Here is a 15,564-nt window from a genome sequence, read left to right as displayed (position 1 = left end):
TCGTCCCATTTAAGATTATGGTCTTGGAGGCGGAGGTGGAGGATTTTGACCTGCTCCACCTCCAGTACCTGTTCCTGTACCTGGGCCATCATCGAGTCCGGGCTCTGGTTCTGTATCACCAGAATCTATGTTACCCCCATTAGCGGTATTAACCGCACTAGCTTGTGTATTACTATTGGTAGGATACGATGATGGGTTTACCAACCCTAAAAAAAGTGCAATAAAATAAGGTAAAAACATAACTCAAAAATTTTAGAATGATAGACATTGTAGTTCCCCTCGACCATTCGAGGGGTTTACTACGATTGTAAATCAGAAGGCCTTCTGAAATTTTTGGGAAGTAATGAGTTTCCATCGCGGGAGCTATATAACTGCTTCCCAAACCGGCTACGAACCACCGCGATATCGGCTCATTGTGAAATCTTCGAGATATTTACTTTGCTTGCCAGTAAACATCTACTTTGATTTCTGAAGCAAAGATGTGTGATGTAAAGACTTTATTGATAGAGAATTCCGTAGATTCCTATTTTACACTCATTATTCCGTTTGAATTCCGGAAAACCGTAAAAATTCTAAAAATTCCAACCTATATTTACCGGTAATCCCTTAAAATAATGCCTCAAGATTATCAAGAATTAGTAATAGCTACTTATAAAAGAAAGCTTACCGCTGGCGAACTTTCTTTGTCTCTATCCAATCCAACTACGGCAAAACTGAAAAAGGAGTGTCTTAAAGCTTATGATCAACGGTATACTCCTGAAGATGACGATATACTTTCCACTTTCTTTAATGTTGATAGAATAGGTAATGACTTTCGAAATGTGATATCACAATCGAATACTGGGGCTTTTAGGGCATTGCTAAATCATCTTTCAAACGATTCAATCAAAACAAATGAACGGAATAGTGAATTACTGGCCTGGTTGATAGATTTTAAACCCAGGCCAAGTTTTAGGTATTATCAATTCCTCCGCAATAATCAACTAAATGAAAATGACCAATCTGTTGAGCAACGCAAAGCAGAAAGTTCGATAAATAATGAAGAAGAAAGTGGAGATAGAGGAATAGGTTCTCCTACAACTTCAACCTGTGAAGTTGTCAATGGCGGTTCAAATCAAGGCCGTTTCCCAGGGGGAAAAGAAGATGTTGGGCAAGTTTTGTCAATTGAAAATGGTACCGATTCAGATAAGGGGGGCGTTGATGAATCTTCAGGTGATATAAAAAACACCTCAGCAGAAATAATTAGCAAACCAGACAAACCTGTCAAATTTAAGTTTATAGGTCAAAATCTAAATATTATCTTGTCAACGGTAACCTTGGCAATTATCGCAATTGGGGTACTTATATTTTGGCAGCATCAGACTGATCGGGAAAGGGTAACTAAGGATGAAAAATGTATGTATTGGACAGGAAATAAATACGAAGCGATTTCTTGTAACCTAGAGACTAGCACTCCAAAAATGGCATTAGATATTGAAAGATTGCAAAATTTTAAAAAAATCACAACACCAGATAAACTTACCAAATTAGATTTAGGGAAAGTTTGGTATTCGAAGGTGTATGGAAAGATAGAATTCTATACAGATAGTGGCATGCACCCAATTGACACAAACAAAGCACTAAAACCACTAACGGCTTACATGTTGCGGTCGCACGTTTCATATTATAGATATTTATTTAACATGGGCATCATAATAACTGTGATCATAGTTTCAATAGGTCTCATCATACCGCTTTCAATAAAAGCTTTTTTTAAAAAAAATAGGCGATAATAGTAATAGACGTCCTCTTAAAAAGACATAACTATTTTCCTAATAATGCTAACTACGTTTTGACATATCCTAAGCGTTAGGTAGTAGAGTTTGGTTATACACGTGTTTACAGTATCAGTATGTAAAAACTATTCAACCTTGTTCACTTTTTTGTTCGCATGAAGGAACAGAAAGTAAATAAAACAATGGATCCGATATAGTAGTTCTAGCGGCCGAAGCGAGGCAGTCAAAAATCCAATTAATGCAATAATGATAACGTTAGCGATGGCATAAGCTGCAATCACCCAAGATGTGTCTTCCAGAGTCGCACCAAGATTCCCGCTCATTTGAGAAAAGGCGACATTTACGATCGAAAATCTATAATTTCCATTACTGCTGCAAGCAGTACCGTAAATTAAGATGTTCTCTTTTGATCGGTGACACGTTTTGGCCAGTATGGTTATACAGTTACCAGAAACCTCTCAAAGAGGTTTCTGGCTTTGTTAGTTTAAGCTTTATTCATCATTTCAAAGGCGTTTTTTGGAGATGAAAAGAAAAGATCACGAAACTCTTTGGTTATCCCTGTGTACACTTCATAAGTGTCATTTTCAAGGCCTGCAATTAAATCGCTGGCTACTTGTTCAGGGGGCATACCATGTTCTTCCCCGCCGATTTCTTTAGCAAATTCAGTGTTTACGGTAGGTGGCATTAATTCAAAAACTTTAATCGCACTATTCTTTGCTAAAACATGGCGTAACGCCAATGTATAGGAATGAACTGCTGCCTTACTTGCCGAGTACGAGGGAATTATCGCTAATGGAGAAAACGCAACTACTGAACTCACATTTACAATTGCTGCATCCGGTTGCTCTTGTAGAATAGGGAGTAGTTTTTCAGTAAGACGGATTAGTGATAGATAATTAACATCAATCTCTTCCTTAGCTTTGATGTAAGCATCTGCGCTACCAGATAACTCGTAAACATAAGCTGCGCCTGCATTATTAATCAATACGCTTAAATCAGGATAACTTTGTTTTATCGTACTAAGCAGGCGGTCAATATCTGCTTCGTTTGTGATATCGCAGACGATCGCATCTGCGTTTTCAAGTACAGCAGCCGCATCCTTGATTTTATTTTCATTTCTTCCAATGATCAAAACTTTGTTGTTTTGACTAAGCAGTTTGGCTGTTTCAAATCCGATTCCGGAACCACCGCCTGTAATTAATACAGTTCTGTTATTAATGTTCATGATAATTAAATTATTGATTTTATGAATTGGTATAATGTGATATTTATTGACATGAATTGAACTCTATAAATATTTAAACTATTCTGCAAAGGCAATCTCAGTTACATCGCCATTGGGTAAGGCAGCTACCAGATATCCCATTATCGCTAGAATGAACAGGTTCGCTAAGGAACCATAAAGAAAGGCTTGCTGATATCTTGCTGATGTTGTTGAATGCTCTACCACTGTGAAAAATAATCCACCTACGGTAGCAACACCAAATGCACCTGCAACTTGCTGAGCAGTAGAATACAATCCAGCGGCCGCTCCTGCAAACTCATGCGGCACGTTCTTTAATGTTACGTTCATTAGTGTCGGATAGGTTAAACCAGCCCCTGCTCCATGAATTATTAATATGCCCAGTAATACTGGTAAATAAATGACGTCTCCGGTAAAAAAGCAGATCTGCAAAGCAACTGAGGTAAACATCAAAGCAACGCCAATAAGAACGGTTCTTCTTCCATTTCTTTTGACCAGTTTTATAGACCAAAGGGAAAATAGTAACATGGAGCTACCCCATACCACAAATGAGCTTCCGGAGCGTAAAGGTGAAAAACCGAAACCGTTCTGTAGCAATATTGCACTCATCATCAAGAATGAACTATGAACAATATAGCAACAAACTACAGCCAATAATCCGTAGTTAAGATCCTTTATCGCAAACAAAGAAATATCTATAAGAGGTTTTCCTCCTTGTTTTTTAGTTAGCCGCTGCGCATATAAAAACGACCAGAAAAAAAGGACAGATGCTAACAGTGAAATAATACACCATGATGGCCAGCCCAATTCTCTTCCTTGAATAAGCGGAATAATAATCGAAATCAATGACATCGTTAATAACAATATGCCACGTAAATCAAATCTTTGACTAACATCTTTTAAAGTTTCTTCCAGTTTCCAAACGGTTAGTAGCATCGCAGCTAAACCTACTGGAATATTAATGAAAAATATTAAACGCCAACCCTCAGTGGAAAAGTGGAATGTCGTAAGTACACCTCCCAAAAACTGTCCGAGCATACTAGCTAAACCTAGCGCAATACCATACCATCCAAACGCTTTTGTTCGCTCACGGGAATCAAGGAACAATAATTGAATAAAAGCGATTGTTTGGGGTACCATCATCGACGCGCTGACTCCCTGCATAAAACGAGCGATATTTAATTCAAGTGAAGATTGAGAAAAGCCACACAACGCCGAAGAAATTGTAAAACCTAGCATGCCTAAAAGAAATACTTTTTTTCGGCCCAGATAATCACCAAATCGGCTTCCGGTTACTAAAAATGAAGCATAACCTAACAGATAAACAGCAATTACAAGCTGAACTTGCGCCTCGGTAGCATGAAGTCCTTTTTTTATTGCCGGGATGGCGACGTTGATGATGAACACATCCAACACTGAAAGAAATGGAGCTGTAAGGATCAGTAATAAAGAAAACCACTTTGAACTTTTCATTTATAAAATTATTGTTGTGAAAACATTTACCTTTGATAAATGCTTTCACTTTGCAAGTGTAAATATCGTATTTTACTTTTAAAATGCAAGTATTATTTGCAGTTAACCAATGCGAATTGTTAAAGTTTTACTTTTTAATGTTATTCTTGTCTGGTCGCAAAAGGAATTAAATTATGTATTCGAGTATTGACAGATTATATTAGCTATTCGCGGATACTGGTTTTGTCCTTTAAGGTGATTTTCGCAATTTCATCCTTTCGTTTAAATACTACACCAGGGCTTTTTTCATATAGCTTAATAATTGATGAGTGGCCTGTACAATTTGCGGTGTTCCTCCAATCCTGACATGAAAAGCAATAGAAAGCTGTCGCCTGCGTTGCGCAGACTCAGAATACAGCTGATCAAATTCAAGCTTAACCTGATTTATAAACTAATCTGCGGAAAAATTGCGTAATTCAATACATGCAATGTCGTTGCAGCGTAACGTGTAGGGTACTACGGCAAAGTCCTTTTGATTAATCTGTATTATAAATGGTTAGTCGTGGCTTAAATCGTCAATATGATAGGTGAATCCTAATTCGTTTAAGATTTTAAGTGTATTTTCTCCACGACGCAGAAAATTTGCATACTAACCTATTGGTGGTACCGGTAATTTGCTTTATTGCCTCAGCACCGTCCCTTGTAAATTTCTTCTCCTCATCATTGGACATATTATATTGTGTGTTCCAACCCTTTCCATGGGCTGCTGCTTCATGGCCCCTATCTACTATTTCTTTAGCTAGTGCCGGATTTCTCAGTACCGCTGAACCAACCATATGAGAGGTTACCTTGATTCCTAACTTATCCCAATTATCAAGCATGCGAGGAATCCCTTCTTTGTAACCATACGCATACCAAGTTGAACCAGGCAGATCTTTAAATCTTGGAAGCATATTCGGCGGAAAAGGACTTTGCAAGTTGTCTGGTTCACCACCAGCTTCAAAGTGCATAGTTACAGAGACCACCAATCGTGAACCATCTTCCCATTTTAATTTTTTTTCTTCAAGATTGATGTGTTTTTCAGTAGGATGAGCTACAGAATGCTGACCTTGCGCAAGAACTCCGGCAACTTTAAGAATTCCGCTTTGTTTAATAAAATTTCTTCTACTGCTCATAATATCATTTGATTAGCAAATTAAGATTGGTGTTTGCTTTTTAACCGGAGTTTAACATTAATTTCATTATGGAAAACCCTACACAACGTACAAACTGCGTGTACTCTAACGATAAACATTTCCACAATAAATGATGTCACACCATTGTACATTCTATATTAATTTGTTATAGCTGTTACAGGAGATCTTTATTAAAATTATTAACAGCTGTCACAGGATCTGCAAAGTAGTCTGCATGTTGCTTACTAGTATCACCGACATAAATCTCAAAGCGATCCTGGTTGATTCCATTAAAAATATCTTCGGCAACAACGCTCGGTGGTAATCCATTTGCACCGCCCATATCTTTTGTGGCTTCGGTATCTATAAGAGACGGCATTACTTCAAAAAGCTTTATGTTGGTTTCTTTAGCTAATGTCAACCTTAATGCCACCGTATGGGAATGTAAGGCGGCCTTGCTGTCTGAATAAGTCGGTAGTACAATAAGTGGATGGAAAGAGACGTTTGAGGTAATATTTACAATTGCTGCCTCTGGCTGTATTTTCAATAAAGGCAGTAAGGACTCAATTAAACGCACTGGTCCAAAATAATTGGTTTCAAATTCCTGTTTAGATTTATCAAAAGCACCCGCACCTATACCTAATTTGTAAAGGTTGGCAACACCTGCATTGTTAATCAAAACGGCAAGGTCGCCAAATTCACTCTCAATTCGGGCAACCAGGTGAGCTACATCTTCAGCTTTGGTAACATCACAGGCGATTGCAGTTATGCCAAGTGCTTCACCTGCTTTTTTAATCTTTTCGGGATTTCGGCCTGAAATGATCACCTTATTTCCTTTTTCACTTAAATATTTGGCTGTTGCGTATCCGATCCCCGATCCGCCACCAGTAACTAGAATGGTCTTATTTGTAATTTTCATAACTAATTTTTTAAAGAATAAATTTGTTTTTATTATTGATAAGGAATTCATTTAATCTTTTTGGCTCCCTGCCTGTAGCTTTTTTGACATCATTACTTACAATATCAAAATTACCGGAACGCATGTTTAGATCGGTCATTACCACTGTTGGTGCAAAACCGGCTGGAATGCCAATGGCAATAAGTTCTTCCATGATAGCATTAATAGGAACCTGTAGAACAGAGATTGTTTTACCAAAAACTTCCGATGCTATACTGGCGATATCGTTAATACTTAGTGATTCTACACCTGATATATCAGGATATGTTTTACCAGTATTATTCATTAAAGCATTGGCGGCAGCTTGGGCCACATCTTCTCTTGGTATATATGGAATACGGCCATCTCCGGACACAGTTGGCCATTTTCCTGCTGAAATGATCTGTGGTAAAAATCCCATCAAGTTTTCAGCATACCAGCTTACCCGCAGGCTGGTAAAGTCCAGGCCACTGTTTTCAAGTGCCTTTTCCGTAGCCACGTGGTCTGATGCAAATGGGATATCATGCGCCTTTTCAGGGCTTGGCATCGATGTGTATACGATATGTTTAATGCCAGCTGCTTTAGCCGCCTTAATGGCGTTGGTATGCTGACGCACCCGTTTATCTGGGTTATGCAATTCATCCGTTGAAATTAACAACAGACGATCAATACCCAGGAAAGCATGTTTGAGTGTGCCCGGATCATCGAAATCTGCCTTTCTAACCTCGATTCCTTTTTCATTCAGGTCTCCCAATTTCAAAGGATTCCGTGAAGCAGCAACAAGGTTGATATAACCCTGCTCATGTAAGATTTCGGTAACTCTATGGCCTAGATGGCCACTTGCTCCAGCCACTAAAATCCTGGGCTGCACAGTTGAATTATCCTTCATAACGTTGATTGATTAAATGTGAAAAAGATTTTGCCGGGACGGCCACCTTTCATGGCGCTGGCGAATGCTTCCTTATATTGGTCGATTGAATATGTTCCACCCACAGTAGCAGATAACTTTCCGGTGTCCAGCATTTCATTTAATTGGTAAATCACTGTATCAATTTCTGTTTTAGGAGTCGTCTTGAACCAATCAATAACCCAAAAGCCATGATAGCTTAGTCTTCTGTAAAAAAGGTCAAAAGGGGCGATCGCTGGGGTTTGTCCGCTTTCGCTGGAATAACCAACGATGGCAGACCTGCTCTTTAAAAATTTCGCGATCTGTCCGACCAATTGGCCGCCCACGGTATCTAATACCAGGCTAAGTTGCTTGCCGTCCAGAATTTTTTCGATCTGTTCTTCGAGATATTCACCGATAACAACAACAGCGTCACCGCCTAGGCCGGAAACAAATTCTCCTGCTTCTTTCCTGCGAACAATATTCAGAGTTTTCATTCCCGCCATTTTAGCAAACCCAATCACATATTGCCCGACTGCGGAATTTGCCGCTGTCTGTCCGATCCAGTCGCCAGGCATCAGCTTAGCATATTCTCTCAGCGACAAATAGGCGGTCATCGCATTGATTGTCATTTGCGCCAATTGGGTAGCATCAGCGGATTCACTGACCTGAACGATATTTTTAAGCGGGAGCACGATGTGACTTGCCCAGGTTCCCTGCTCATAATAAGGCAGTATGACAACACGTTTTCCATGCCACTCGCTGTTAACAGATGATCCAATGGCGATCACGCGTCCAATTCCTTCTGCACCCAATACAGCAGGAAATGATGGTTTGATTCCATAACGTCCAGTAATCATCAGTATGTCCGAGATATGTATTGGCGCCGCTTCCATTGCAACGAGCACCTCATCTGCATTAATGGTTGAAATATGCCCTTTATGAATTTTGACAACTTCTCCCGCTTCGCCTAGTGCGGTTAATTGCAGTAACTTAACTGGCTGATCAACTGCCTTTAATTGTGTTTCCATAATATCAAGCCTATAATTCACTTAAAATAGTTGACACCGGTTTACCCGCCAGTTTTCCCTGCACATTGGCAAAAAATTCTTTAGTGTAATCTGCTTCCATGTGGAAGTCAAGGGCGGCCTTGGATGTAAAAACTTCAAAAAAGATTAAAGTATTTGGATCGTCATTCTTAACGGTTTGGTAAAACACTTCGCACCCGGCTTCCTTAAGCGTTGGAATAAGCGTAGCCGCAGAACAAGCTTTAACTGCTTCCAAGAATTCTGGTAGTACAGGAACTTCTGCAAGCACGATCACTTTTGAGTTTGCCATTACCTTACTTTAAATGGTTACAAAAATTTCTTCTTTAGGCTTGCGAACTTTAGGGATCGTCGCGAATTCGTCATCTTCTGCACGGTACCCGATAACGAAGATTAGGGCTGAAGTGAGGTTCTTTTCTCTCAGGCCTAAGATTTCATCAATCACTGCAGTGTCAAAACCTTCCATAGGCGATGCGTCAACACCTGCTGCAGCTGCTGCGCTTACAAATACACCAACGGCAAGGAATGCTTGCTTTTCTGCCCATTTAATTCGTTCCGCATAATCCAACTTGTTGATCATCATATTCACGAAACCTTCACGTTGTTCCAGGTTTTTGCGATCAGTCTGCCTTGCAACAGCTGCTTTATCAATATAACTGCCTATCGTTTTTTCGTCAATATTGGTTTCAACCGCCAATACCATTACATGAGCGCCGGTAGTAATTTGTGGTTGTCCATGCGCAGCTCTGCTAATCTCTTCCAGTTTGGATTCGTTCTCTACGATCAGAAATTTGTAAGGCTGCAATCCAAATGATGAAGGCGCAAGACGTACGATTTCTGTAAGATCAGCTAACAATTCCGCATCAACTTTTTTATTGATGTCGTATTTTTTTGTGGCATAGCGCCATTCGAATGCTTTTAGTAATGACATGATTTTTTTAATGTTTAAATAATTTGTAGATTTGCTTGCGGTTTGCAAGTGTAAAGGTAATGAGTTTTACTTTTTATTTGCAAGTGTTTTTAAAAATATATTTTTATGAAAGAGATTAAGATAAGATCTGGATGCCCGGTTAGCTTCTCACTTGATTTTATTGGTGATAAATGGACATTACTTATTCTCAGAGATATAATGTTACATGGGAAATCCACATACGGCGAATTCAGCTCTTCTAATGAAAGAATTGCCACTAATATTTTAGCAGACAGGTTGAGTATGCTGGAAGGCAATGGATTTCTTAATAAGCAAGTTGGTGAGGATAAGAAATCAAAATTCGTTTACAGTATGACAGAAAAAGGTATTGAATTAGTTCCTGTTATTATGGAATTGGCCCTATGGGGTTCGAAATTTAATCCTCCAGGAGATCTAAATTTATTAGAAGAACTTCTAAACGATAAGGTTGGAACTATAACAAAATATCAGGACAGACTTAGGAAATCTATTGTTTCAACACCCAACTCTTAGTTTAGCTAATGTTCTTCCGGCTCGTTTTACATCTGATTGTTCGCTTGCGTTAATTAATATTTCAGGGCTTGTTTAAGAGGAGCATATTAAGCCAGGATACCACCTACAATTTCACCAAGAGGTGAATTTATAACATCTTAAAATATGAGCCACTTACTCAATAACCCTGTTTGGGCAGCCTTGACATCAGGAAATGCAGATCTCGCGGTCGGTAATGATTTAGCGCGATATATCTCTCGCGAGATCTCACCATTTTCAGCCATAAAAGAGCTTAACCTTGCAAATTTTCAAGAGTTATACGACATGGTACCCTTCAAAGAGCCTATTGCCATTTTCAGTAACGAAAAGTTAATCTATCCTCAACCATGGAAAATCATCAATAGGATTGACGGCTTTCAAATGATTTATCCCAAAGTTCCCGCCCAGCAAGTTATCCAAACAGCGATAGTAAAGTTAAATGAACAACATGTTCCTGAAATGCTTGAACTAACCAAAAGTACAAATCCGGGACCTTTTCTATCCGAAACTATAAAATTCGGAAATTATGAAGGAATTCTATCTAACGGACAATTGGTTTCAATGGCGGGTCAAAGGTTGCATAGTGGAAATTATGTTGAGATTAGCGCGGTTTGTACCCATCCTGACCACGTAGGTAAGGGATATGCAAGAGCGTTAATAGATAGTCAAATACGCAACATCGTGTCACAGGGTGAAATCCCGTATTTACACGTTCGAGGCGATAATACTAGAGCCTTAGAAATTTACAAAGAATATGGCTTTAAGACTAGGTGTGAAATGATTATTTATATACTCAGCAAGAACTAGGATTTCATATCTAAAATAAAATGCAACGTAAGAAATAAATCTATGGGTTCAGACAGCAGTAAAACAGTGGAATCAGCAGGTGCTGAGGGCTGCCAAGCTACTAAATGTATTCATTCTTACCTCATATTTGCGATACCCATTTTATAAATACTACCTTGGCGATAGCACTCGTGTATGGGGCTACCTTAATCAAAATGTAAATATTCAATTAGTTAAACTGTTTATGATGAGCAAATACAAATATTAAATCTGTTTACCTGATTGCTCGCATGACAGGAAAAATATTATATATCGAAAAGGACTGGCCAGAACTAAAAAGCCCATAAATAGGGATATTTAGAGGCCTTTGTATCCTGATGAACTTGAAGTTGTCGGGATGGTAGGATTCGAACTTACGACTTCCTGGTCCCAAAGCATTTCGGTATAATTAAAAATAGCCGCTAAAATCATGGCTTTGTTAATACTTGTCAAAAATCATATGTTGATCTATCCGCTGCGCTAGAACTTTTATCCAGCGGTGAAAAGCCTATGCAAAAGCATAGATGAAGCATAGCTTAAGTAGGGATAAAGCATAGATAGAGTACTGTAATAGTACTAAAGTTCATTTTTACATCGCTTATGTAACCAAACCTTTGGGAAGTTTCCCAATATTACGCGGTATTTCAATCCGTATTGATGCGAAATTTTATAGTACCCTGTAACATGAAAAAGAAAAAAAACCGCCGAAGATGAGGCGGAAGAAAGATCTACCTCTGCTATCAACTTCAAACAGTAAACTCCCGCTATAGGCATTCTGCTCCGCGGCCTAGGAGATATTGGAAGGAAAAAACTTTAACGCTTTGTGCAGACTTATTCACAACCCTACCAAACTAGGCATCAATACTTGTGATGCCGAAAATAAAACTTTGACAAATTGATCCGGCAACAGATCCAAACCTTGAGTTATACCAGCGTTTGTATTATTCTCATTCGCTTTCATGCTTTCGCTATGCTCAGGTCTGCTACTTTTTCAGCAGGGAAAACGTAGAAAGCCGCCCCCTATGAGGCGTACAAAAAATTCAACTTAACTAGAAATATTGTTAAAAGTGTCGAAAAATACCCTCACACAGATGATCTCGGTTATGCTATTCCGAAGATCAGGTATACTGCTAGCCCCATCAAGGCAAACGTAAGCTATCGCTGCTCGCTTAAAACTAAAAAGCCCCTAAATCATATGATTCAGAGGCTTTCGTATCCAAATTGAATTGGATTAGTCGGGATGGCAGGATTCGAACCTACGACCTCCTGCTCCCAAAGCAGGCGCGATACCGGGCTACGCTACATCCCGAACTTGGTATCACCTTTATTGTTCTTTTGAAAAGTGAACAAAACTTTTGTCGGGATGGCAGGATTCGAACCTACGACCTCCTGCTCCCAAAGCAGGCGCGATACCGGGCTACGCTACATCCCGAACTTGGTATCTCCTTTTTTCCTTATTTCTAAGGGCTGCAAAGTAACGGTTTTAAAATGACAAATGCACTTTTTTTATTACTTTTTTTTCGCGGTGAGGGCGGGATTCGAACCCGCGGTACCGTTACCAGTACGACAGTTTAGCAAACTGTTCCTTTCGGCCTCTCAGGCACCTCACCGTTTAACCTCAAACGCCGTCATACCGACCTTGTTTTGAGGTCTGCAAATATAGTAAAACAAGTTATTCCACAAAAAAAAATTACAAAACTTGTTGATAATCTATGCGAACATGATAGATACTCATGAGCATCGTCTTGAATATCAATTTGATAGTTTCAATATCTTTTAATGTCAAATCGCAGTCATCTAGTTGATTTTGCTCCAATTTGTAGTTAATGATGCGCTCAACGATGTCATTTATGTTCTGCGCATCCGGATTTTTAAGACTTCTTGAGGCCGCTTCTACCGAATCAGCAAGCATCAACACACCTGTTTCTTTACTGAAAGGTATTGGCCCGGGATAACGAAAAATGTTTTCGTCTACAAATTTCTCCGGTGAATTTTTCAGAAACGATTGATAAAAATAATCTACCCGGGTATTGCCGTGGTGCGTCCTTATAAAATCAATAATGGTTTCCGGAATTTGATTTTTCCTTAAAATTTCAATGCCCTTATGCACGTGCTGGATAATAATTTGTGCACTTTGCTCATAAGGCAACTTATCATGCGGACTAACGGCTGTATTTTGGTTCTCTATGAAATACTGAGGGTTGTCTACCTTACCGATATCGTGGTATAGCGCACCTGCCCTTACCAGTACAGAATTGCCGCCAATTTTAAAGATCGCAGCTTCGGCAAGATTGGCCACTTGTAACGAATGCTGGAAAGTACCCGGAGCCTTGAAAGCGAGCTCACGCAGCAGTTTGTTATTGGTATTGGTCAGCTCAATTAAAGCGACATCAGAGGTAATTCCAAAAATTCTTTCGAAAAGATAAATCAAGGGGTAAGCCAGAAGCGATAGTAATACGCTGAATACAAATGGCACAAAATTAATCCATTCGATTTCCCTGAACGAGCCCTCTCTAAGCAAGGCAATGCCCACAAAAGCCACCAGATATGACAACAGAATAAGTAAAGCCGAAACCAGGAAACGTTCTCTTTTAACAAAATTCTTGATACTAAAGATCGCCACCATCCCGGCTGTAACCTGATAGAAAACAAATTCAAAGCTATTGGCCACGAAGAATCCGGCGATTAAGATGACCAACATATGGAGATAAAGCGCCAAACGGGTATCAAACAGAATCCGTATAATGATCGGAACTACGCAAAATGGAATGTAATACAAACTCGGTATCTCCATCTTGATGGCCCATGTAAGTGCCAGCAACATGCCTGTGGTTACAATCAGGATTAGGGAAAGCTGCCGGTTATCAGCAAAAATATCTTTGCGAAACAAAAACAGGAACGACATCAGGATGGCTACAATGAACGCCACCAAAATCACCTGCCCTAAATATACCAACGCCCGGCTGCCAATGGTCTTGGTTTGGGCATCGTATGTTGCTTTGTAAGATTCCAGCTTCTGATAAATTTCTTCATCGATCACATCGTTCTTAGAAACAATTAACTCTCCCCTTTGTACCATCCCTTTGGTGGTAGAAATATTATCTACAGTATTTTGTTGAATAACTTGTGTTAAACGTTCATCATACACAATATTCGGACTCAAGTGATCCTCCGCAAGGTTTGCAACCAAGTCACTCATCACTGGGTTTGGAGACTGGAATTTTGATTTAAAATACAGAAGCGCCGTTTCGGTAGTAAAAACATCCTGGGTATTTTTCTGTCGCGAGATGTTGCGCTCCATCAATGAAAAATCATAATTTTTCCCATTGGTCTGCTGTTTTGCGTTTAAACTGATTACACCTTTATTATAAATATCGGCCAGCAAAGCATAAGCGGTAGTTTTGTATTTTTCCTTGTCTTTCTCATCCAGTTGAGTGGATTTCCATTTAATATCAAACTCATTAGAAAACTGCTCCAAATTATTCTCAGCCAGCGATTTATCAAGTTGATATACAGGAAGCACATCTTTAAGGGCATTTTTCTTATCGCTGTTTACCTGTGGATTAGTTTTTAAGATCGCGAAGCTAAAGGGAGAAATCAGGTCTTTATTCATCCATACCTTTCCCTTTTCAAACTCATACCTAAAACGGGGCTGCTTGGGAAGAAACAAGGTGATTACGAAAACCGTAAAAAGCATCATCACATATTTCAGGTTCGATGAATATTTACGGTACAGTATTTTGTGGGAGTTCTTTTTGATTTTGGCCAAAATGATTTAATTATTGTACTGTCAAAATTAACAAATTTATCTAATATACATTTTACTCATTTTGTTTGCAATTACGGCAAATTATATTTTACTTTATGATATCAAATTAATATCAATCATGTATCAGGAAAAAATCATTAATCCGCCCTCAGGCTACCTTACTTTTGTGGCATCGCTAATTCTTTTGGGAGCAAGTATTTACTGCTTCATTATAACTTATTTTGTACTGGGAGGAGTACTGTTAACTGTAGACGTCTTTCTAATCTTTCCAGGTTTTCTCATTATTAACCCGAATCAATCGATGGTGCTTACCCTATTTGGAAAATACATTGGCACAGTAAAAGCCGACGGATTTTTCTGGGTAAATCCGCTGACGGCTAAGAGGCGCCTGTCATTAAAGGCAAATAACCTAAATGGCCAGCAATTGAAGGTTAACGACAAACTGGGTAACCCTATTGAAATTGCCGCTGTGGTGGTTTGGAAAGTAAACGAAACTGCTAAAGCGGTGTTTTCTGTTGAAAATTACACGCAATACGTTAACATTCAAAGTGAAGCGGCTGTAAGACACCTTGCCAACATTTTTCCTTACGATCATGCTGAGGGTGAAGAATCGAGCATTACGCTAAAAGACGGCGCAGAGCAGGTGAGCGAAATTCTTGAAAAAGAACTGAATGAACGGTTATCGAGGGCTGGAATAGATGTACTGGAAGCCCGTATTTCCCATCTGGCTTATGCCCCTGAAATTGCCAGTGCAATGTTACAACGCCAGCAGGCTACCGCAGTAATAGCGGCAAGGAAACTTATTGTTGAAGGTGCGGTGGGTATGGTAGAAATGGCCCTCGAAAAGCTCTCGCAGAAAGGCATTGTAGATTTAGACGAAGAACGCAAAGCCGCGATGGTGAGCAATTTATTGGTTGTGCTTTGTGGTGATAGACATGTACAGCCAGTAGTAAATACAGGTACGCTTTACAACTAG

At 39.4% G+C, this 15,564-nt stretch carries 14 protein-coding genes and 3 tRNA genes; 4 read left to right on the top strand and 13 right to left on the bottom strand.

What is annotated here, in order from left to right:
* Positions 1-15: 15 nt before the first annotated feature.
* Positions 16-240, bottom strand: coding sequence for a hypothetical protein (locus OQ268_RS05900; protein ID WP_265855187.1), 225 nt, complete (start codon positions 238-240; stop codon positions 16-18).
* 374 nt (positions 241-614) lie between these two features.
* Between OQ268_RS05900 and OQ268_RS05895 the strand changes: the two genes are divergently transcribed.
* Positions 615-1,772: a hypothetical protein gene (locus OQ268_RS05895; RefSeq protein WP_265855186.1), complete on the top strand. Its 1,158-nt coding sequence runs from the start codon at positions 615-617 to the stop codon at positions 1,770-1,772.
* Between the two features lie 487 nt (positions 1,773-2,259).
* Here the strand turns inward: OQ268_RS05895 and OQ268_RS05890 are convergent, their stop codons facing one another.
* The 8 genes from OQ268_RS05890 to OQ268_RS05855 all read right to left on the bottom strand — a co-directional run bounded on the left by OQ268_RS05890 (position 2,260) and on the right by OQ268_RS05855 (position 9,445).
* Positions 2,260-3,000, bottom strand: coding sequence for an SDR family oxidoreductase (locus OQ268_RS05890; RefSeq protein ID WP_265855185.1), 741 nt, complete (start codon positions 2,998-3,000; stop codon positions 2,260-2,262).
* Between the two features lie 78 nt (positions 3,001-3,078).
* Complete coding sequence (locus OQ268_RS05885; RefSeq protein WP_265855184.1) at positions 3,079-4,491, bottom strand: MFS transporter; 1,413 nt, start codon at positions 4,489-4,491, stop codon at positions 3,079-3,081.
* 590 nt (positions 4,492-5,081) lie between these two features.
* Entirely contained in the window at positions 5,082-5,645 is a 564-nt protein-coding gene (locus OQ268_RS05880) for a polysaccharide deacetylase family protein (RefSeq protein WP_265855183.1), read from the bottom strand.
* A 175-nt stretch (positions 5,646-5,820) separates the two neighbouring features.
* A complete protein-coding gene (locus OQ268_RS05875; protein ID WP_265855182.1) occupies positions 5,821-6,564 on the bottom strand; it encodes an SDR family oxidoreductase in 744 nt (247 codons plus the stop codon).
* A 10-nt stretch (positions 6,565-6,574) separates the two neighbouring features.
* Positions 6,575-7,471, bottom strand: coding sequence for an SDR family oxidoreductase (locus tag OQ268_RS05870; protein WP_265855181.1), 897 nt, complete (start codon positions 7,469-7,471; stop codon positions 6,575-6,577).
* Positions 7,468-8,499, bottom strand: coding sequence for a zinc-dependent alcohol dehydrogenase family protein (locus OQ268_RS05865; protein WP_265855180.1), 1,032 nt, complete (start codon positions 8,497-8,499; stop codon positions 7,468-7,470). Before OQ268_RS05865 ends, OQ268_RS05870 begins: the two co-directional genes overlap by 4 nt.
* 10 nt (positions 8,500-8,509) lie before the next feature.
* Positions 8,510-8,806 carry a putative quinol monooxygenase gene (locus OQ268_RS05860; RefSeq protein ID WP_265855179.1) on the bottom strand — a complete coding sequence of 99 codons (297 nt, stop codon included), beginning with the start codon at positions 8,804-8,806 and terminating at the stop codon, positions 8,510-8,512.
* Positions 8,807-8,815: 9 nt separating this feature from the next.
* Positions 8,816-9,445 carry a nitroreductase family protein gene (locus tag OQ268_RS05855; protein WP_265855178.1) on the bottom strand — a complete coding sequence of 210 codons (630 nt, stop codon included), beginning with the start codon at positions 9,443-9,445 and terminating at the stop codon, positions 8,816-8,818.
* A 105-nt stretch (positions 9,446-9,550) separates the two neighbouring features.
* Between OQ268_RS05855 and OQ268_RS05850 the strand changes: the two genes are divergently transcribed.
* Entirely contained in the window at positions 9,551-9,976 is a 426-nt protein-coding gene (locus tag OQ268_RS05850; protein ID WP_265855177.1) for a winged helix-turn-helix transcriptional regulator, read from the top strand.
* A gap of 144 nt (positions 9,977-10,120) precedes the next feature.
* The gene (locus OQ268_RS05845; RefSeq protein WP_265855176.1) at positions 10,121-10,801 is read left to right on the top strand and encodes a GNAT family N-acetyltransferase; all 681 of its coding nucleotides are present in this window, start codon (positions 10,121-10,123) and stop codon (positions 10,799-10,801) included.
* A 1,253-nt stretch (positions 10,802-12,054) separates the two neighbouring features.
* On the opposite strand, the gene OQ268_RS05840 is transcribed toward OQ268_RS05845, so the two are convergent.
* The 4 genes from OQ268_RS05840 to OQ268_RS05825 form a co-directional block, all read right to left on the bottom strand.
* Positions 12,055-12,128: transfer RNA gene (locus tag OQ268_RS05840), tRNA-Pro, on the bottom strand.
* A gap of 49 nt (positions 12,129-12,177) precedes the next feature.
* Positions 12,178-12,251 (bottom strand) — tRNA-Pro (locus tag OQ268_RS05835).
* A 91-nt stretch (positions 12,252-12,342) separates the two neighbouring features.
* A tRNA-Ser gene (locus tag OQ268_RS05830) sits at positions 12,343-12,429 on the bottom strand.
* An 80-nt stretch (positions 12,430-12,509) separates the two neighbouring features.
* Entirely contained in the window at positions 12,510-14,588 is a 2,079-nt protein-coding gene (locus OQ268_RS05825) for an HD family phosphohydrolase (RefSeq protein ID WP_322973945.1), read from the bottom strand.
* Between the two features lie 118 nt (positions 14,589-14,706).
* On the opposite strand from OQ268_RS05825, the gene OQ268_RS05820 reads away from it, so the two are divergent.
* Positions 14,707-15,564: an SPFH domain-containing protein gene (locus OQ268_RS05820; RefSeq protein WP_265855175.1), complete on the top strand. Its 858-nt coding sequence runs from the start codon at positions 14,707-14,709 to the stop codon at positions 15,562-15,564.

This window comes from Pedobacter sandarakinus (assembly GCF_026240095.1).
GTDB classification, from domain to species: Bacteria; Bacteroidota; Bacteroidia; order Sphingobacteriales; family Sphingobacteriaceae; genus Pedobacter; species Pedobacter sandarakinus.
The sequence above is the reverse complement of the archived record's forward strand: the minus strand, read 5'-3'. Positions and strand labels throughout refer to the sequence as shown.